The 20,213-nt window shown below is 46.6% G+C and carries 18 protein-coding genes; 11 read left to right on the top strand and 7 right to left on the bottom strand.

Annotation, left to right across the window (positions count from 1 at the left end; translation table 11 throughout):
• Positions 1-151 precede the first annotated feature (151 nt).
• The 6 genes from DK187_RS16675 to DK187_RS16650 form a co-directional block, all read right to left on the bottom strand.
• The gene (locus DK187_RS16675; protein ID WP_111608464.1) at positions 152-1,273 is read right to left on the bottom strand and encodes a DNA alkylation repair protein; all 1,122 of its coding nucleotides are present in this window, start codon (positions 1,271-1,273) and stop codon (positions 152-154) included.
• Between the two features lie 141 nt (positions 1,274-1,414).
• Positions 1,415-2,050, bottom strand: coding sequence for a tetratricopeptide repeat protein (locus DK187_RS16670; protein WP_111608463.1), 636 nt, complete (start codon positions 2,048-2,050; stop codon positions 1,415-1,417).
• Positions 2,047-2,886 carry an SDR family oxidoreductase gene (locus DK187_RS16665; RefSeq protein WP_204355644.1) on the bottom strand — a complete coding sequence of 280 codons (840 nt, stop codon included), beginning with the start codon at positions 2,884-2,886 and terminating at the stop codon, positions 2,047-2,049. The genes DK187_RS16670 and DK187_RS16665 overlap by 4 nt, the downstream gene beginning before the upstream one ends.
• Positions 2,887-2,893: 7 nt before the next feature.
• Positions 2,894-3,565: an iron-containing redox enzyme family protein gene (locus tag DK187_RS16660; protein WP_111608461.1), complete on the bottom strand. Its 672-nt coding sequence runs from the start codon at positions 3,563-3,565 to the stop codon at positions 2,894-2,896.
• Positions 3,562-5,040 carry an AMP-binding protein gene (locus DK187_RS16655; protein WP_111608460.1) on the bottom strand — a complete coding sequence of 493 codons (1,479 nt, stop codon included), beginning with the start codon at positions 5,038-5,040 and terminating at the stop codon, positions 3,562-3,564. Before DK187_RS16655 ends, DK187_RS16660 begins: the two co-directional genes overlap by 4 nt.
• Complete coding sequence (locus DK187_RS16650; protein ID WP_111608459.1) at positions 5,040-5,723, bottom strand: thermostable hemolysin; 684 nt, start codon at positions 5,721-5,723, stop codon at positions 5,040-5,042. Before DK187_RS16650 ends, DK187_RS16655 begins: the two co-directional genes overlap by 1 nt.
• Before the next feature lie 432 nt (positions 5,724-6,155).
• On the opposite strand from DK187_RS16650, the gene DK187_RS16645 reads away from it, so the two are divergent.
• Together DK187_RS16645 and DK187_RS16640 are read left to right on the top strand one after the other, a co-directional pair.
• A complete protein-coding gene (locus DK187_RS16645; RefSeq protein WP_111608458.1) occupies positions 6,156-7,643 on the top strand; it encodes an amidase in 1,488 nt (495 codons plus the stop codon).
• A gap of 47 nt (positions 7,644-7,690) precedes the next feature.
• Entirely contained in the window at positions 7,691-9,013 is a 1,323-nt protein-coding gene (locus DK187_RS16640; RefSeq protein ID WP_111608457.1) for a D-serine ammonia-lyase, read from the top strand.
• A 54-nt stretch (positions 9,014-9,067) separates the two neighbouring features.
• Here DK187_RS16640 and DK187_RS16635 read toward each other — a convergent pair whose 3' ends face one another.
• On the bottom strand, positions 9,068-10,012 hold the full coding sequence (locus DK187_RS16635; protein ID WP_111608456.1) for a LysR family transcriptional regulator: 945 nt from the start codon (positions 10,010-10,012) through the stop codon (positions 9,068-9,070).
• Positions 10,013-10,210: 198 nt separating this feature from the next.
• Between DK187_RS16635 and DK187_RS16630 the strand changes: the two genes are divergently transcribed.
• The 9 genes from DK187_RS16630 (at position 10,211) to DK187_RS16590 (ending at position 20,168) form a co-directional block, all read left to right on the top strand.
• Positions 10,211-11,785, top strand: coding sequence for an ABC transporter substrate-binding protein (locus DK187_RS16630; RefSeq protein ID WP_204355643.1), 1,575 nt, complete (start codon positions 10,211-10,213; stop codon positions 11,783-11,785).
• 85 nt (positions 11,786-11,870) lie between these two features.
• Positions 11,871-12,788 carry an ABC transporter permease gene (locus DK187_RS16625; protein WP_111608455.1) on the top strand — a complete coding sequence of 306 codons (918 nt, stop codon included), beginning with the start codon at positions 11,871-11,873 and terminating at the stop codon, positions 12,786-12,788.
• A 10-nt stretch (positions 12,789-12,798) separates the two neighbouring features.
• Positions 12,799-13,716: an ABC transporter permease gene (locus DK187_RS16620; protein WP_111608454.1), complete on the top strand. Its 918-nt coding sequence runs from the start codon at positions 12,799-12,801 to the stop codon at positions 13,714-13,716.
• Between the two features lie 16 nt (positions 13,717-13,732).
• Positions 13,733-14,728, top strand: coding sequence for an ABC transporter ATP-binding protein (locus DK187_RS16615; RefSeq protein WP_111608453.1), 996 nt, complete (start codon positions 13,733-13,735; stop codon positions 14,726-14,728).
• On the top strand, positions 14,728-15,561 hold the full coding sequence (locus DK187_RS16610; protein WP_111608452.1) for an ATP-binding cassette domain-containing protein: 834 nt from the start codon (positions 14,728-14,730) through the stop codon (positions 15,559-15,561). Before DK187_RS16615 ends, DK187_RS16610 begins: the two co-directional genes overlap by 1 nt.
• 21 nt (positions 15,562-15,582) lie before the next feature.
• Complete coding sequence (locus DK187_RS16605) at positions 15,583-16,998, top strand: M20 family metallopeptidase (protein WP_111608451.1); 1,416 nt, start codon at positions 15,583-15,585, stop codon at positions 16,996-16,998.
• A 10-nt stretch (positions 16,999-17,008) separates the two neighbouring features.
• Entirely contained in the window at positions 17,009-18,226 is a 1,218-nt protein-coding gene (locus tag DK187_RS16600) for a M20 family metallopeptidase (RefSeq protein ID WP_111608450.1), read from the top strand.
• A gap of 28 nt (positions 18,227-18,254) precedes the next feature.
• Positions 18,255-18,662, top strand: coding sequence for a Rid family detoxifying hydrolase (locus DK187_RS16595; RefSeq protein ID WP_111608449.1), 408 nt, complete (start codon positions 18,255-18,257; stop codon positions 18,660-18,662).
• Between the two features lie 492 nt (positions 18,663-19,154).
• Complete coding sequence (locus DK187_RS16590; protein WP_111608448.1) at positions 19,155-20,168, top strand: 1-aminocyclopropane-1-carboxylate deaminase; 1,014 nt, start codon at positions 19,155-19,157, stop codon at positions 20,166-20,168.
• Positions 20,169-20,213 lie beyond the last annotated feature (45 nt).

Genomic DNA, 20,213 nt, shown 5'->3' with positions numbered 1-20,213 from the left:
CCACTTTGAAAATAGACCACATTCCGCATTTTACCATTAGTAGTGGTGTGACCGATTACCAAGACTTCGACGATCAACACCAAATAGTCAAGCGCGCTGATGTGTTGCTCTACGAAGCCAAGGGGGCGGGACGTAATTGTGTGATGGTGGGTTAATCCGTGGATAAAAAGAAATGCTTTTTGGCCATCGGTTGACCATTAATAAGCATGTCTATTGCGTGCTCCCCTTCATAATAGACTCGCGTGGTGATGATCTTAAAGGGGTGCTTTTTGCTCATCGAAAGTGTTTTCTTTGCGGGTAACGTGATTTTTTTCCATTTAAATACCTTGGGTGATGTGGTGCCGTTTTTCTTTTGGTGGTGAATCACGTAGTCGATCATCAAGGTTTGATCTTGGTCGCTGATGGATTGTATTTTGAGTGAAAATTCAAGATTCTCATTTAGCGCAATCTGTTCTTGCTGTATTTCCAGTTCAATCTTGCCTAGCTCTGGTTTTTCATAACCAAACACTTCGAGCACCTTGGGGTGGCCTTGTTTTAATAAGGTACGACAAGCATGACGAATTAACTTTTGCCGATTTGTGTTAGCGCCTTGCATCCATTGTTTGGCGATGTCTGCCACAAGGTCGGGGTGGTCTTTGGCAATGTCATTAAGATTGTTGGCCACCGAGCGACGCACGTAGTCTTCTGGGTCGTCCTTGAGGGCTTCAAGTAACGCAATAACAGGCGCTGGATTTTGTATAAATTGCGGCAATTGCATGGCCCAAGGCAAGCGTGGGCGAGTGCCTTCCGAGATCAAACGACGCACATGTTTGTTGTCGTCTTTGAGCCAGCTTTTGAGGGTATCGAGGGTTTTGTCTTGGGAGGCCAGTAAGAAAAACCGAATGCTAAATTCAGAGGTAAAGCGACGTGTCATGGCATTGAGTAGGGTCATCGAAAGGTCATGATGTGCTAGGCCATGGATGCCCACATAATCGCCCATTGGCATGACGGCCCATCCCGAAATGCCGTCCTGCTCATTTTCCCCTTCTTGTGGTAACTCTGGCGCGAGGCTAGCGAGTAATATTTGTCCAGCGTGGTCAAAATCCTTAGGCAGATACGCTTCCATGGCGCTGGTGATTTGCTGTGAGCGAGCTTTCAGTTCCAGTGCGTCAAGCTGATGCGATGCGGCATCGATAAAACCTTGTTTGTTGAAGTCTTTCCAATGGCGCCAAAAGTGGTCTGCCATGTTGTGGATCACTTTGCTATTGAAGAGGTTCTTAAAGGGTTCTGACATGAGCTGAGTTTCCTAGATGATGGATCGTAGAATAACGCGATCTGTGCTGCTTGTCAGTTCTTGTCAGGATAAAACCTATGTTCATAAAAAAAGGCCGACCATTTTGATCATTGGACGGCCATGACAAGTTGATATCTTTTGCTATAGCTCTTTATTCACCTTTGCCATTAAAGCCTCTATTTCTTTGTGGCGGCCCATATCGGCAATTGGGCGGTCTGGTCTTGGGGCGGCTTTTTTTGCGATGTCTAGATGCTGTTTGGCGCCCTGATAATCACCATCGTCGTATAAAAATTCCGCTAGGAAATAATTGCTATCTATGCCTGTTGGGTTCAGTTTATAGGATTGCACTAGGAGTTCTTTAGCTTTTTTGTCATCACCAAACCCAATCGGCCAACCAGGTACTTTATGGTACAGCACGCCTAAGCTGGTCATGGCAGAACCCGATAACGCTTTGGGGTTGATACTCATGGCGGATTCGAATGATTTTTTTGCGGCTTCTGCTAGGGATAACGCCCCTAATCCGCCTTTTGCGCCTGCGGTGCTGGATTGAATAATGCCAAGCCAAATCAGCTTGTCTGGGTTGTTCGGTTCGGCATTTACTTGTTCTTGCGCCCTGGTCGCCAAGTCGTTAAACGCGGCTTCTTTGGCACTGTCTTGCAGTTGATAATTAATGAACGCCCAACGTTGTTGAATCGTTAACAGGCTCGCGGTATCCGCCGCCCAAGTGGATGAAACTAAGCCGAGAGTGAGTAGGCCAGCGGTGATGAATGATTTCATGATAATACCTCTTGTGTGGTGTGCTCGACGTCTTTTTTAGGACGTAAAAAGCGTTTAATAATAGGCAGTTTTTTAAGCAGTGCTTTGTCTGCGATGTGTGGAAAAGCGCCGTTGATTTTGACAAAGAGCGTTTCAGGAAAGCCGACAAACTGTCTGGCATGACCTTTTTCAAGTTGTTGAATTAAGGCTTGAGCAACGTCTTCTGGTGAATCGACGTGATTGCCCAGTGCATTGTTCATGGCCATGGCCTGATCGCTATTAATGCTTGTGGCGGTGGCCCGTGGCGCAAAGTAGCTCACATGAACATTGGTATCTGCTAATTCACGGTACAAGGCTTCAGTAAAACCGCGTAGACCAAATTTGCTGGCGCAGTAAATCGATTGTCCGGCGAAACCAATGCTGCCAAAGGCTGAGCCAATGTTGACCAAGTACGATGGTATGACTTGTCGTTGATTGGTTTTTTGCAACACAGGCAGTAATGCCTGAGTGAGTAATATCGGTGCCAATAAGTTGGCTTCTAAGGTGTCTACAATGACGGTTTCTTCTGTGTCTTCCAACAAGGAGAATTGCCCAACTCCTGCATTGTTAATCAGCATACTGATGGCGTTCAATTCAGCCATACTGCAGATCTTTTCACGGCCTTGGATTGTGGTGATGTCCGCCACCAGTATCTTATGTTCACCAGGCAGCGACCGACTAAGTGCTTGTAAGCGCGATTCACTTCGACCTTGCAGAATCAAACGCACCCCTTTGTTGGCTAAGGCTTGCGCGATGGCTTGGCCTATGCCGCCCGTCGCGCCCGTTAATAAACAGGTTTGTTGTTGCCACTGCATCATGCTTCTCCTATGCCGCATCGGCTTGCGCCGCCGCATTGTCTAGCTCACGGAAAATATTGGCGTACAATTTGAAAAACATTTTTGCGCTGTGAATGATCTGATCTTGCTCGTGTTTATCGGTGATTTTATTCATCAGATTTTCAAAGAAGACGATGTGTTCTTGATCCAACGAGCCGTGTGAACGCAAGTAACCAAAAGCATTCGCCGGTAGGTCGAGTTTTTTTTTGATCTGTCCTGCGGCGTTGTCCGCCAAAGCAATACTGGTGCCTTCTAGCACGAATACCATACCGAAAAAACGCAATGGATTAATACGATTGACCGCATCATAGGCGTACGCCACCATCAATTCCGTTGCCGACGCCGGTTGGCTTTTGCGAACCGCTTCTTTATCCGCACCGCAGGCAGCGATGTCGTTTAGGATCCATTCTTGATGACCCATTTCTTCTTCAATGTATTCACCAACGGCTTCTCGTAACCATTCTTTTTCTTCCGGTAAACGGCTACCCACAGCCATCAATAATGGCACGGTGTGTTTGACGTGATGATAGGCTTGAGTCAAAAAGTCGACATAGTTTTCTAAAGTGATTTGGCCATGGAAACAGCGCTGAATAATAGGCGAGGTCACCAAGTATTGTCTTTCAGCTAGGGTTTCTTGTTGTAGGCGTTGGTAAAGAGTCATAGTGTTGCTCCTGATGCAGTGCTTAATGGTGAAAAAGTGTCTGTGTAGAGAGATTCAATTTGGTCAGAAAAATGTGCCAAGATTTTGTCTCGAATCGGTTTTCCTGTGGCGGTGACCATGCCCGGAATGCTCCTCAATGGTTGAGCTAACGCAAGCCAAGTGCCAATAGTGGCGTAGTCTGGCAAGTGTTGATTCACCATGGAAATTACCTGTTGAATTTGTTCTTCGGTGATATTCGCAACGGCTGGGCTGAGTAAGGCGCCGCAATGAGGTTTGGCTTCGCCAAACACCAAGGTTTCGCGGAAATACCCCGTTGCCATGATTTCGGCTTCGACCCATTCTGGTGATAAGTTACGACCAAACGAGTTAATGATGATGTTCTTCTGGCGCCCATCAATGCTTAAGAAGCCATTGTTTAAGCTGACTAAATCGCCGGTACGTACTTCTTGTGGATAAAAGCTTTCTGGTTGATTGAGGTAACCAAGGAAAAGGTTGCCAGTGATGACCAATTCGTCTTGTTCAATGTGCAGTTGATTGTGGGGCAAGACGGCACCAGCGGAGGCTTGGTCCTGTTGCGCAGGTGTATTTAATGACACCACAGACGCGCATTCAGACAAGCCGTAACCTTGATAAACTGGTAAACCAAGAGCGTGTGCTTTTTGCACCAAACCTGCTGCGACTTTACCGCCACCAACGGCGATAAATCGCAAAGAGGTCGGCGGTTTCCAGCCTTGCAAGCAAGCGCCCACAAACAGCGAAAGTAACTCTGGAACCAAAATTAAACTGGTCGGTTGCTGCTGGCTGATCAATGTCAGTAACTGCTGTGGCTGAGCCAAACGACTGCCACTAAAACCACGCTCTTCTTGGCTGGCTAGAATGATGGTTCCGCCTACCAAGAGTGGCGAATACACTCCAGCGATGTTCTCAAGCAAGGTCGCCAAAGGCAATAGACATAAATGACGAACCTCTTCTAACGCCACGGTGTCTGCAATCGAGCGGGTGACATTGAGCTGTGCTTCGTTGCTCAAACAAACACCTTTTGGTTGCCCTGTGGTGCCTGAAGTGAAGGTGATTTTATGAGTGCCAATTGGAATCTCTGGCTCGTTTTGTACGACTAAACGAGTGATGAAAACGCCATCAAATGGGCTGTCTGTTGCGTCATGGTTAGCTGGACTGTTGTTGTCTTGTGTCAGCATCAATTCGATGCCGCTTTCATTGAGCAAATGAGCGGTTTGTTGCTGGCTGAAAAAGCTGGGGACTGGCACGCAGCATAGTTCTGCAGCTTGGCAGGCCAAATCAAACAACACCCACTCAATGGTGTTATCCATGGCGATCGCCACACGAGACACTTGCTGTGCTAATAGCCAGTTTTTACGAGCAGATACGGCATTGGCTAGCTCTTGATAGGTTAGCTGTTTGTCCTGTTGTATTAGGGCGATTTTATTGGCCCATTCGGGTGAAGAGAAATACCACATTATGCGTTCCTTAGCTGTAGCAATAAATGTTGAAAGTTGGCTTGGACCAGATCCATTAAGGCTTCCAGTTCTGGCTGTTGCAGGGCAAGGGCGACGGCTTTTTTTACGTCCAAAAACATGACCTTGGGATTGTTGTCGTAATAGCTGCCCCATTGCGTTCCGTCATCTTGTAGTAAGGCTGGGTTGGCATCCGCTAAAAAAGTCAGTGGTAATTTCAGCTTACCAAGCAGTTGACGTACCTTATCTGTGCCAGCAAAGACCAAATAATTTACCTCAGACAGATACAGCCCCATGACCACCGTCATTAACAATGGCAAGGTAAAACGTTGGTTTTGGCTGTACAGATTGCCCAATTCCGCTACATTTGTTCGTTCTGTCCAAATGCCGTGTTTTTGCAGGCTCTCGGTAATCGACATGGGCAAATACTGTTCGACAAACAATGGCTGATTACCACGGCGAACCCCCATAACGGCTCTTAGCCCTTGTGCCCTGATGCCAAGCAGAATGGGCATAAACGTGTTGATATCTGCTTGATATTTTTTCGCAAAACCGTCTTTTACGAAGTTCTCTAAATCACGCCGAGTACCACCGTCCATGCTGGCGGCAACAAATTCATAGGGCATGGTCGGTGTCGCGACTTTGTTCCGCTGAAGGTTGGTATGTACTGAATCTGAAGGCTGCATAATGGGATACCCCTTAATTTATATAGCTTCAGATTAGAGGATTAGCATTAAGGGAACCTTATGACTGATTATTTTTTATGAATTTTCATAAAAAATAATCAGTCTGATTTTAAAAGATAAAAGTCTATTTAAATCATGTGGTTATGTTTTATTTTTTGAGAGTAAGTAAGCTTATTTTGATGTTCAAAAAGCGCGTTTTCTTAAGGTTCCTTAAGAAAACGGCTGCGCTGTTATGGTGGGATTCACTATTTTTTTAATTATTTGGCTCATTGGGTGGAAAAGGCTGGGATACTTTACTTATTTCCATGGCGTGAGCAGCCTTGCCTAAAAGGCATGGATACCTTCGAATTATTCCGCTTTTTCGATGTTTTTTTGAGGCTTAACATCGTTTTATTTTAATGATGATGTGAATAACTCACTAAGAAGGTATGGATGGAAGCGTGTGATTTAAATGCCGCTGAGGCGCGTCGCTTGATGGCACAAAAGTCGTTGTCTGTGATGGAGCTAGCACAAAGCTGTATTACACGAATGAATGCAGTGAATCATGCCGTGAACGCGATCGTTGCTTGTGATCCAGACGATTTAATGGCCCAAGCAAAGCAAGCTCAAAAAGCCATCGAGAAAGGCAAGTCGCTGGGGGCGTTACATGGTTTGCCACTGGGCGTAAAAGACATGGTTGACCTTAAGGGGTTCCCAACAACGTTCGGTAGTACAATTTACAAAGATAACATGGCCACATCGGATGACCCAATGGTCGCACAGTTACGTCAGGCAGGTGCCTTGCCATTAGGCAAAACCAATAATCCAGAATGGAGCGCAGGTGGTAATACGCGCAATGCCGTGTATGGTGCCACCGCGAATCCCTTTGATGTAACACGTTCAGCGGCGGGATCGTCTGGTGGTTCGGCGGTGGCCTTGGCGTGTGGCATGATATCACTCGCCACCGGATCCGATACAGGTGGCAGCTTGCGTAACCCAGCGGCTTTTTGTGGTGTGGTGGGTTTTCGTCCGTCACCGGGCGTGGTGCCGGGACACAGTCGGCCAATTGGCTTAATTCCTATATCAACCAATGGACCAATGGCGCGTTCTGTTGAAGATGTTGGTTTGATGCTATCGCAGATGATTCGACCTGATCGTCGCGATCCTTGGGTGTCAGTGGTGGAAGGTGTTGGGCAACATAACGCCGATGCTTATCGTCATTTGCCAGACTGCGATTTGAGCAGCGCGAAAGTGGCGTTTACTAATGACTTTGGCTTTGCCATGACGGAAAAGCTGATTAAAGAATCTTTCCAAGAAAAGATCGACAAGTTTGGTGCTGTATTCGCCCAATGTGACAATGCTCACCCCAGCTGTGACCATGCCGATCATATTTTTGCTGTGCTAAGAGCGCTTAATTTTTCGGGTCATCACCGTGATTTATCTCACCAATACCCAGATCAAATGGGGCCGAATATTCTGATGAACATTGCAGAGGGGGAGTCTTATAGTGCCTTAGATGTGGTGAGTGCACTGAACAAACAAACCGTCATGTATCGTGCGTGGCAGATGTTTTTCGAAGAATATGACTTTATCCTTGCGCCAACCACCACCATTAGCCCGCGAAATTGGCATGAACTTTACCCTGAGAAGATTGATGGTAAGTCGACACAAAGCTATTATCACTGGCTTTCTATGGCGTATGCCTCGACTTTAACCGGGCATCCGTCTGTGACTTTGCCAGTTGGCCGAGACAAAAATAATATGCCGTTTGGTCTACAGATCATTGGCCGACGTGGTGATGATTTATCCACCTTGGCGTTTGCCAAATCGCTAGAAGCCTTGTTAGACAAAACGCCTGATTTAGCGCGTCCAAGAGTCGATATTGCTCTGTTGTCTCGTTTGCCCGCGTTAAAGCATGCTGAAGGTTTTATGGGGTTTTAACGATTTATTTTTTAGTAAGTTCCAGAGATCTTTAATGGAGTAGGTAAGTGACTGACTATATTTCTAATTCTGTTGTGCAGTCGCTTATTGCGTTGCAGGAAATCACTTGGTTTAATCCGAGAAAAGTGCGCTTTGAGCAGGCGCAATCTAAGCTGTCCCTACAAATGTCAGACATGCTTGATGCGTCGGATCGACTGACTCGTTTTGCGCCTTATCTTGCGCAAGTCTTTCCCGAAACGGCGGTCACTAACGGCATCATTGAATCGGAATTAAAAGCGATTCCTGCTATGCAGATTGCGTTGTCGGATTCGATGAATCTAGAAATCCCCGGCCGTTTAATGATGAAGTGCGACAATCAATTGCCGATTGCGGGCTCTATCAAAGCGCGCGGTGGCATATATGAGGTTTTGTTGCATGCGGAACGTTTGGCACTAGCCAATGGCTTATTAAAAACCAGTGATGATTATCGAACATTTGATTCAGACTTGTTTCGAGGCTTGTTTTCACAACACCAGATTGTAGTTGGCTCAACTGGAAATCTTGGTTTAAGCATCGGCATTATGAGTGCCAAACTGGGCTTTGATGTCACGGTTCATATGTCGTCAGATGCCCGTGAATGGAAAAAAGCCTTGCTGAGACGTAAAGGTGTCAATGTCGTGGAACATACGGCGGATTATGGTGTTGCTGTAGAGCAAGGACGACAAGAAGCCATGCAAAAAGACACCGCGTATTTTATCGATGATGAAGATTCGAAGTCGTTATTTCTAGGTTACAGCGTGGCGGCGTTACGTTTGCAAAAACAGCTAGTCGAGCAGGGTGTCAAAGTTGGTAAAGACCATCCTTTGTTTGTCTATTTGCCTTGCGGTGTTGGTGGTGCGCCAGGTGGCATAACCTTTGGTTTGAAGCAAGTGTTTGGTGATTATGTGCATTGTTTTTTTGCCGAACCGACGCATTCACCTTGCATGGTTTTAGGTATGGAAACAGGTTTGCATAATGGTATTTCGGTACAAGAGCTGGGCATAGATAACCAAACTTGTGCCGATGGGTTGGCGGTTGGTCGGCCCTCCGCTTTCGTTGGTCCAATGATGGATTCTCTGCTCAGTGGGGTTTATACGGTTTCTGATGATAATATGTATCGTCATTTGGCCATGCTGGTGGATGCAGAAGGCATTCCTGTGGAACCGTCTGGCGCCGCAGGTGTAAGCGGTATGCTGCGAGTGTTAACAGAAAGACATGATTACCTAATAGCCCACCAACTGGACGATAAAATGTCGCAAGCCACGCATATTATGTGGGCAACAGGTGGTGACATGGTGCCGGAAGAAGAAAGACAAGCCTATTATCAAAAGGGCCAAGCCTTGCTTTCTTAAAGCGCATTTGTTTTCTTTGGCTGTTCTTTTATTTTAATAGGGGCAGCGGCGCTTTTAAGAAAGCGCTGAATGCCTGTCTTCAATGTTTTCTTCATGCTGCATTTTTTCAATCATGTAATTTAAAAATACTCTTACGGCAGCGGGTAAGGTTCTGCCTGAAAGGGTTTGCACCTCAATGTTGCGTATGTCCATGCCTCTATCCCGAATGGGGATCGCAACCAGTTCGTTAGCAGCCAGTTGATGGCGCATAGAGATTTCCCCCGCAAGATGCACGCCGCCTTCATAAGTCGTAAAGCGATTTAATGTCGCCATGTTGTTGGAGACTAAAACTGGATCGAATAATAGATTCAAACGACTGCAACAGATATCAAACAGTTGTCTTACGGTTGTGTTTTCTTCTGGCAAGGCAATCGGATAGGGCTGCAATTGTGCAAGGGTGACGGTTTTTTTGTTAGCCAGTGGGTGGTTTGGGTGGACAACAGCAACGACGGGTGAGGGTTGTCGATAGGCGACTTGGATGTCTTTGGCGGGAGACAAATTTAAAGTAACACCTATGTCAGCATCGCCATGACTAACACGCCGCGATACTTCCGCAGGTGAGCTGACATTGATGTGAAAATGAATACCTTCGTGTTTTTTTCGAAAATTTGCAATGTTACGTGGTAAGAACTCCATCGCAAAACCTTCCGAACAGGAGATATTTACATGGCCTCTGTTCAATCCCTCCAATGCCGCTATTTCCGACACCACTCTGTCCGATTCTAGTGCGTTCTTACGTGCATACACGGCTAACATTTCACCAGCCGCACTCAATTCCATGCCGCGAGGACGGCGTTCAAACAGGGTTGTGCCAAGAATATCTTCTAGGCTATTTATCTGCCTACTTATTGCGCTGGCTGCCACATTTAGGTGCAAAGATGCTTCACTAATAGAGCCATACCTGGCAACTTCTAAAAAATAGCGTAGAGCGGTGTCTTGTAAGCGTAATGCGGCTTTCATCGTGCTTTTCCTGCATTTTATCGACTATTAGTAGCTTTTGTTGGATTTTATGATTTTTGTTATTTCGCCATAGTCATGCTTTTTTGGCAATGATTCTTTGCATTTTTTTTAATTGTGGCAAGGGTTGTTTTTACATAGTGTGAATGAAAGTTGCATTGCGTGAATATCAAATCAAAAGGGCTTAAAAGGAACGAAACGATGAAAAAATTCAGTCAGAATAAGTTTGCTCTATTACCCGTATTAAACTGCGCTCCACATAAAACTCTGGTCAGTACGCTGGTAGCGTGTTCTTTGCTTGGCTTGGCTGCACCAGCGTTGGCGAATAAAGCGAATGATACCTTGGTGTACGCGGTGGGACTTGAACCAGAAAATGTCAGTCCCTATCACAACAATGTGCGAGAAGGGATCATTTTGTCTCATCTGGCATGGGATACGTTAATTTACCGTGACACTCAGACGGGTGAATACAAGCCATTATTGGCAACCAGTTGGAAATGGGAGGACCCTACACATTTGTTGTTCACGTTACGTCAAGGCGTGACCTTCCAAAATGGCGATGCGTTTAGTGCCGATGACGTGGCTTTCACCTTTAATTATGTGATATCACCTGAGTCTAAAATCGTCACACGTCAAAATGTCGACTGGATTGAGCGCGCTGAAAAGGTCGATGATTTTACAGTACGCTTGGTGTTGAAACAGCCTTTCCCAGCGGCGCTGGAATACTTGTCTGGCCCGACACCGATTTACCCTGAAAAATATTTTAACTCTGTTGGTATTGAAGGCTATGCCAAAGCACCAATTGGTACAGGTCCTTATAAAATTACCGAAGTATTGAGTGGTGAAGGGGCGAATCTAGAGCGTTATGAAGGCTACTTTGAAGGTGGTCCAATTAGCAAACCAGCCATCAGTAAAATTCAATTTAGAGTCATTCCCGATCCTGATGCGCGTCTTGCCCAGTTGATGACGGGTGCGGTGGATTGGACGTGGCGTGTGCCGTCTGACCAAGCGGATGAAATGAAGATGATGCCTAATTTGCAAGTGGTGAGTTCAGAAACCATGCGAGTCGGTTATTTGGCAATGGATACCAGCAGCGAAGCGTTAAAGGATTCGCCATTCAGAAATAAGCTGGTTCGAGAAGCCGTGAATCATGCTATTAACCGTGATGATCTGGCGAACGAGTTGGTACGAGGCGGAAGTCGAGCCATTTATACGCCTTGTTTTCCTTCACAATTTGGTTGCGACGTGTCGGCCGCAAAAAAGTTTGACTATGACCCAGCTAAGGCCAAAGCCTTATTGGCAGAAGCGGGCTATCCAAATGGTTTTGAAACCGATTTTTATGCCTATCGAGACATGGATTTGGCCGAAGCGGTGTTAGGCAATCTTCGCGCCGTCGGTATTACGTCTAAGATGCACATGTTGACCTATGCAGCATTACGTAAAGAGCAGCGTTCAGGAAATGTTCCGTTGGCATTTCAAACATGGGGCTCTTATTCGGTGAACGATGCCTCTGCCATGACCAGTGTGTATTTTAATGGTGGTGCGGATGACATGAATCGTGACGAAGAGGTAATGGCCTTAGTCGACGCAGCAGACACCAATGTGGACCCTGAAGTCCGTAAGAAAAATTACAGCGAAGCGATTAAGAAAATTACCGAAGCGGCTTATTGGGCGCCCATGTTCTCTTATTCAAGTAACTATGCCTTTAGTAAAGAACTGAACTTCACACCTTATCCTGATGAATTACCGCGCTTTGTCGAATCAAGCTGGAAGTAATGCGTAAGACGCTTACTGCACAAGTGCGGTAAGTGTCGCTGGCTTCTTTAGCAACAAAGATTCAAAGACGGTTGTGGAGTTTTTTATGTTGGTATTTATATTTCGTCGGTTGCTGGTGGCATTCAGTGTGGCGATCACCGTTTCGGTTGTGAGCTTTATGTTGTTGCATTTATCAGGTGATTTGGCGATTTCGATTGCTGGCCCTGAGTCAACAGCTGAGCAAGTAGAACAAATTCGCATCGATTTTGGTTTGGATAAGCCCATGGTCTATCAATACTTTGATTGGCTTTGGGGGGCCGTGCAATTGGATTTCGGACGCTCCTATTATTTCCAAGATACCGTAATGTCACTGATCAGTGAACGCTTACCCGTGACGCTAACCTTAGGCGCTTTGGCTTTGGGCTTAGCCACGGTGATTGCAATTCCGTTGGGTGTCATTGCTGCGATCAAACAAGATACTTGGATTGACCGCTTGGCATTAACCATTGCGGTGATTGGTCAAGCCATGCCAAGTTTTTGGTTTGCGCTTACGCTCATTGTGATCTTCGCTGTGAATCTGCAATGGTTGCCTGCTGGCGGTAATGAATCTTGGCAACACTTTGTTTTGCCTGCCATTGCACTGGGTTATTACGCCATGCCTGCCATGATGCGTTTAACGCGTACTGGCATGTTAGAAGTATTGAATTCCGATTACATCCGCACGGCTCGATCCAAAGGTTTGAATGAATCCACTGTGATTTTCAAACACGCATTGCGCAATGCGGTGATCCCTGTGGTGGCTTTAGCGGCGGTTGAATTGGGTTTTATGCTTGGTGGGTCGGTGGTCATCGAATCGGTATTTTCTTTAAAAGGTTTGGGCCAGCTCGCATGGGATGCGATTACCCGTAATGACTATCCTGTGGTGCAAGCCGTGGTGTTGATTATTGCGGTGTTTTATATCCTGTTAACTTTTCTAGCGGATGTGATCAACGCCATGCTTGATCCACGTTTGCGTGTCCGCTGAGGTGTCTACTATGTCTGACGCGACTTCTACTGTTTCAACGGTTTCGAACGCCAATACGTTTTTGCCAGTGGTGCCTGAATGGCGCCGCACGTTGAATCGTTTCCTCGGCCATCGTGGTTTGTTAATGGGGTCGATTATTCTGGGACTGATCGTGGTACTGGCGATTTTAGCGCCTTGGCTGGTGCCCCATGATCCATACTTACAAAATATTTCACAGCGCATGATTCCACCTGTTTGGCACGAAAAAGGCTCGTGGGAGCATGTTTTTGGCACCGATAAATTGGGGCGAGATTATCTCAGTCGCTTGCTTTACGGAGCACGAATCTCTTTGACGATTGGTTTGTCAGCGGCGCTTATTTCTGGGCTGATTGGCACGACATTGGGTGTGCTGGCAGGCTATTTCGGTGGCCGAGTCGATGCGGTGATTAGTTACATTATTACCACGCGTTTGGCCATGCCGGTTGTTCTTGTGGCGTTGGCTATGTCGGCTTTAGTCGGCGGTTCCTTACAAATGGTGATCATCTTATTGGGCTTGTTGTTGTGGGATCGATTCGCAGTGGTGGCGCGCTCCACGACTCAGCAATTGCGGGATGCTGAATTCATAGCTTCGGCAAAAGTATTAGGTGCCTCAACAACTTATATTTTAGTGCGTGAATTATTACCCAATATATTAAGTGCGTTAATTGTGGTGATGACCTTGGAAATGGCCCACGCCATCTTGCTAGAAGCGACCTTGTCCTTTTTAGGCTTAGGCGTTCAACCGCCCATGCCATCTTGGGGACTAATGATCTCCGAAGGTAAAGCCTATATGTTTTTTAAACCCTGGGTGATTGCGATTCCCGGTATTGCGCTGATGGTGTTGGTATTGGCGATTAACTTAGTAGGCGACGGTTTGCGTGATATGAACGCACCAGAAGGCCGGAATTGAGGCCAGAGGAGACATCATGAAACGAATACTCGAGGTAAAAAATTTACAAGTCAGCCTGCCAACCCCGAATGGTGATTTACGAGCAGTACGTGGCATTGATTTGCACGTAAACAAAGGTGAAATGCTCTGCATCGTAGGGGAATCTGGGTGCGGTAAATCCATGACGTCCATGGCGTTGATGGGTTTGTTGCCGAAGCGAGCTGAAGTGATCGCTGAGGCAATGTATTTTGACGGCATGGATTTATTATCTTTATCGAAAAAAGAACGCAATCAAGTGCGCGGCATGCGCATGTCGATGATTTTTCAAGAGCCAATGACTTCGCTGAATCCTTCTTATACCTTGGGTAATCAGCTTTGCGAAGGCATTATCAAACATAAAAAAGTCAGTAAAGACGAAGCCAAAAAGCGCGCAGTGTATTTATTAGAGCGCGCTGGCGTGCCGTATCCCGAGAAGCGTTTAGATCAATATCCGCACCAATTATCAGGCGGTTTACGTCAACGGGTGATGATTGCCATGGCGCTAATGTGCGAGCCAGATTTGATCATCGCCGATGAGCCAACCACAGCACTAGATGTAACGATTCAAGCACAGATATTGCGTTTGATTCGTGAGTTGCAACAGGAATTTGGCACCGCCGTTATCTTTATCACCCATGACCTTGGTGTGGTGGCGCGTATCGCCGATCGTGTGGCGGTGATGTACGCCGGACAAGTGGTGGAAACCGCTTCCGCGAAAGACTTGTTTGCCGATCCTCAGCATCCTTATACCAAGGGCTTGCTTAACTGCATTCCGATCCCAGGTAAAACCTTACCGGGCAGCCATCTAGAGTCTATTCCAGGTGTGGTGCCAAGTTTGATTGGCGAGCTAAAAGGCTGTGCGTTTGAAAACCGTTGCAGCGTCTCGATTGGCGAGTGTTGTTATCGCTCGCCTCGTTTAGAGAACCATCTAGGCTCAGAGGCTCATCAAGTACGTTGTCCTATTGCGACGGCGTCATTTCAGGAGGCGGTGTAATGGCTGAATACGCTTTGGAACTAACGAATCTGTCGCGTCATTTTTATCTCAAAAATGGCGCCTTTAAAGAACCTACATTACTGAAAGCTGTCGACGGCATTTCATTGCGAATTCGCCCCGGTGAAACCTTGGGTTTGGTTGGCGAATCTGGCTGCGGGAAAAGCACCTTGGCGAAAATGATTCTAGGTTTATTAGAACCGACTGATGGTGATGTGTTGATTAATGACAAGATGCGAGGGGCAAGCTCTCGTTTGTCTATGTCTCGTCAGCTACAACCGATCTTTCAGGATCCTTATTCATCTTTGAATCCACGTAAAACCATTGAGCAAATTATCCGCTTGCCACTGCAATTACACAAAATGGGTGACGCTAACAGTCAGCAAAAAGCCGTGAAAGACATCAGTGACTTAGTCGGTTTGCCTGAGCGCTTGTTAACAAATTATCCGGGGCAATTGTCTGGTGGTCAGCGTCAACGGGTTGCTATTGCGCGTGCCTTGATTCTTAAACCCAATATCTTGGTGTGTGATGAGCCAACGTCGGCGCTGGATGTGTCCGTGCAGGCGCAAATTCTTAACCTATTGATGGACCTGAAAAAAGAGCTAGGACTGACGTATTTATTTATCAGTCATAACCTTGGCGTAGTGGAGCATTTGGTGGATCGCGTGGCGGTAATGTATCGCGGCAAAATTGTCGAGCAGGGCACCCGAGAAGACATCTTCCAAAATGCGCAACATCCTTATACCCAAGCCTTGTTGTCTTCTGTTTTAACGCCGGAGCCGGCTTTGGGGTTGCCTGAGGTGTTGGATTCAAGCGCGTGGAATCAAGCTTCGTAAACGTTATTTAAGGAACAAAAAATGAGTCGCCAATCTACTATTCAAGGTGCGGAGTTTTACTTTGACTCCGGTGCTTTTCTTTCGGCGTTAGAACAGCGTGTTAGCGTTCACAGTGAGAGCCAAAATCATGACGCTTTTGATCAGTTACACGCCTATTTGCAAGACATTATTATGCCCGAGCTTGCTTCTTTGGGTTTTCATTCACGCATTGTTGCCAATCCAGCGACCGAAGCAAATCAACCGGGTTCTTGGCCATTTTTGATCGCGGAGCGAATCGAAGATCCCACTCAGCTGACGCTGCTGACTTATGGTCATGGCGATGTGGTGCGCGGTTATGATGATCAATGGAAAGCTGGATTGTCACCATGGAAAGTCGTGGTGGATGGCGACCGTTGGTATGGCCGAGGAACAGCGGACAACAAAGGTCAGCACACCATTAATTTTGCGGCTTTGAAACAGGTTATTGATGCGAAAAAAGGCAAGCTGGGCTTCAACGTTAAAGTGATTTTAGAAATGGGCGAAGAAGCAGGTTCTCCAGGGTTAGCGGAGCTTTGTGAACTGCATAAAGAGGAACTGGCGGCCGATTTGTTTATTGCCTCTGATGGGCCACGATTAAGTGCCGCGCATCCTACGATTTTCCTCGGGTCGCGTGGCGGATTTAATTTCGATATGAAAGTGCTATTGCGTGACGGTGCTCATCATTCTGGTAACTGGGGTGGATTATTGAGCAACGCCGGTACGCGCTTGGCCCATGCTTGGGCGTCTATGGTGGACGCTAAAGGCAAGATTCTTGTCAAAGGTTTGTTGCCTGCGCGCTTGCCCGAATCGGTTCGCCAAGCACTTAAAGATATTCCTGTGGGTGAGGGCGCGAATAGCCCAGCCATTGATCCTAATTGGGGCGAGCCCGATTTAACCCCAGCCGAGCGGGTTTTTGCTTGGAACACCTTGGAGATGTTGGCCTGTAAAACAGGTAACCCTGATATGCCTGTCAACGCAATTCCCGGTTACGCTAGCGCTCATTGTCAGCTGCGTTTTGTGGTCGAAAGCGACAGCCAACACTTTTTAAAACATATCCGTGATCATCTCGATCATCATGGTTTCTCTGATGTGGAAGTCACCGATAGTGGTCATACGATGGAAGCGACACGCCTTGATCCTGAAGATCCTTGGGTTGATTGGGCCTTGGGTTCTCTTACGCAAACAACGGGCAAGAAGCCAGTGCTATTGCCTAATTTAGGCGGCTCGCTGCCCAATGATGTATTTGCCAATATTCTGAATTTACCCACCGTTTGGGTGCCACATTCTTACCCTGCATGCAGCCAACATGCACCAAATGAACATGTTTTAGCGCCAGTATGTCGTGAAGCCTTGCAGATTATGACGGGGCTTTTTTGGGATTTATCCGAACAAGGTCCATCGATTCAGGCAAAACGTTAAGGAGAACGACATGACAATAACGACAGCAAAAAAGCTAAGCAACAGCGTACTTGCGACTTATGCGGATTTACTCTGTGACTGGCTCGCCACTCAAGAAGACGAGATGATTCAGTGTCTACAGGAATTGGTCGATACCGACTCGAACAGCTATGACAAAGAAGGGGTTGATGCGGCAGGACGGCTAATGGCGTCTTGGTTAGAAGCCGATGGTATCGAATGTCGCTGGCATAAATCGGCAAGCTCTGGCGATGTGTTGGAAGCACGTATTGGTTCTGGATTTGATAAAAAAGATTCTCAGCCAGCCATCTTTCTGATGGGACACAGGGACACAGTTTTCCCCAAAGGCACCGTTACAACACGGGGTTTTACGCGTGACGGCATGACGGCCTTTGGACCGGGTGTGGCGGATATGAAATCTGGTTTGGTGCTGAATTGTTTCGTGTTAAGAGGCTTGCAGTATTTATTGAATCACTCTGATATCGATGCATTGCCTCACCCTGTTGTTGGCTTGTTTACTGGCGATGAAGAAATAGGCTCGCCAGAAGGTCGTCATGTTATTCAACACATGGTGAAGGGGGCAAAAGCGGTTTTCAATGCCGAACCCGGTCGCATCAGTGGCAATGTGGTATCGGCTCGAAAAGGCGGTGCGAGCTTTGAGATTATTGTCAAAGGTAAAGCGGCTCACTCAGGGGTAAATCATGCCGATGGTGCCAGCGCTATTGGCGGCTTGGCTTTAATCATTACTGAGCTGCATGCACTGACCGATTATGAAACGGGAGTGACAACCAATGTCGGTTTAATCAATGGTGGTATGTCTTCCAATACGGTTGCGGCTGAGGCCAAAGCGAAATTGGATTTACGCTACATCACGAAAGAACAAATGGTCGATGCGATGGACGCGATTCAGGCCATTGTTGATATGCCTAGGCTGCAAGGTGTAACCGCTTCGGTACGTTTAATATCGGCGTTTCATCCATTTGAATTAAACATGAGTTCTGAGTTATTGGCACATTATCAAGTACAAGCTGAGTCATTGGGGTTTTCCGTTGAAGGCGAATTTACGGGTGGTTGTTCGGATGCGGGTTTTACCTCGTCGATGGGTGTTCCGACCTTATGTGGAACGGGCCCAGTGGGCGCAAAAATGCATACCGAAGGCGAGCTTTGTTTGTTAGATACCTTCGTGCCTCGCACTCAAGCGGTTGCCAAGAGTATTTTGCTTTTGCCGTAAGGATCGAACCTTTTAAAGGAGATAAATCATGCTTCATTCAATTGAAACTGAGTTAGCACCATCCGAATCTGATGTTTGTTCACAAGCGATAAAGTCTGGACATTGGGCGTTTCTGTCTGGGCAAATTCCTCTCATTGCCAAATCTAACACCTTACTGCAAGGTTCGATAGCGGAGCAAACTGCTCAGGTTTTTCATAACTTGAGTGCCGTGGCAATCGCATCTGGTGGATCACTTGAGCATGTGGTGAAGTTAACCATTTATCTTAAAGACATGGCGAGCCTGGTGGAATTCAATGAAGAAATGCTTAAGCACTTTCGCTCGCTACTTCCTGCCAGAGCAGTTGTATCGGTAAACGGTTTGCCAATGGATGCCGAGATGCAAGTGGATGCCATTATGATGATTCCAGATCCTGTTTGGTCGCTTGCTGTTACTTAAAACGCCAACCTGTTGACCTGAGCCACAACCCCGTAGGTCAGATTAGCCGAGGCTCGAGGCGTGATCTGACATCCTTCTTTTGATTCACCTAAAAGACCAGTTAGTTTTGTAGGCCTGATGAGGGAGGCACGACCGTAATCAGGCGTGCCGCTATTCTTTTACAGGTAAGTATCTTCGTTCCTTGATTCAGTCGGCCTACATATTGGGTATGATCGGGCTTTAACGACAGTCTCCTTCGCGGGAATGACGTCTGTACATAACGTAGTGTGAATCCAATAAAACACCGATACCCCGCCCCTTGGATTGGGGTGGTTTATTCGTGAGAAAATATTTCATAATGTTTAATAAAATGAAAAATATTAAAATATTTATCGTTTAAAATTGGTTTTTATTTATCAAAAACAGACGATATTAGAAAGCACCTTTCATTATTATTTCGCTAATCTGGTGGTCGTTAAAACGATACATTTTCATTGAAAAGGAACGACCACTATGAACTTGAAAAAATTTGAACGTTACCCACTTACCTTTGGCCCAACACCAATCGAGAAATTACAACGCCTGTCTGATCACTTAGGCAATATTGAGGTCTATGCGAAACGCGAAGACTGTAACTCTGGTCTTGCTCTTGGCGGTAATAAGCTTCGTAAATTGGAATACATAGTGCCTGATGCTCTTGCCTCTGGTGCGGATACCTTGGTAAGTATTGGTGGTGTGCAATCCAACCACACTCGTTTGGTCACCGCGACAGCCGCCAAGATCGGTATGAAATGTCGTCTGGTACAAGAGAGCTGGGTGCCGTTTGAAGACGCTGTATATGACCGCGTAGGGAATATTTTGATGAGCCGCGTGATGGGGGCAGAAATCGATCTTGTGAACGATGGTTTTGACATTGGTATCCGTGAAAGCTGGAAAAACGCTATTGAAGACGTAAAGGCTAAAGGCGGCATTCCTTATCCTATTCCGGCTGGTGCGTCCGTGCATAAATTTGGTGGCTTAGGTTATGTAGGCTTTGCTGAAGAAGTTCGTGAACAGGAAAAAGAGCTAGGTTTTAAATTTGATTACATTGTAGTTTGTACCGTAACGGGTTCTACTCATGCCGGTATGGCGGTTGGTTTTGCTGCGGATGGTCGCTCACAAAATGTGATTGGGATTGATGCATCAGGAACGCCTCAACAAACACGAGATCAGGTATTAGCGATTGCCAAAAATACTGCTGAGTTGGTTGAGTTAGGGCGTGAAATGACCGCCGACGACATTGTCATTAATGAAGATTACGCCTACCCAGCCTATGGCGTGCCATCGAACGAAACCAATGAGGCGATTCGATTGGTTGCGCGTTTAGAAGGCATGATGACAGACCCTGTTTATGAAGGGAAATCCATGCAAGGCTTGATTGATTTAGCGAAAAAAGGCTTTTTTCCAGAAGGCTCAAAAGTGCTTTACGCCCATCTTGGCGGTGTACCAGCGATTAATGGTTATAGTTATATTTATCGTAATGGCTAGTCGTTAATGAGCTATTAAGTTATCGAAAGTGTTGTGTTTTATCGG

This window comes from Marinomonas arctica, assembly GCF_003259225.1.
Classification (GTDB): domain Bacteria; phylum Pseudomonadota; class Gammaproteobacteria; order Pseudomonadales; family Marinomonadaceae; genus Marinomonas; species Marinomonas arctica.
Note: the sequence above shows the minus strand (reverse complement) of the source record. Positions and strands in the feature narration are given on the sequence as shown.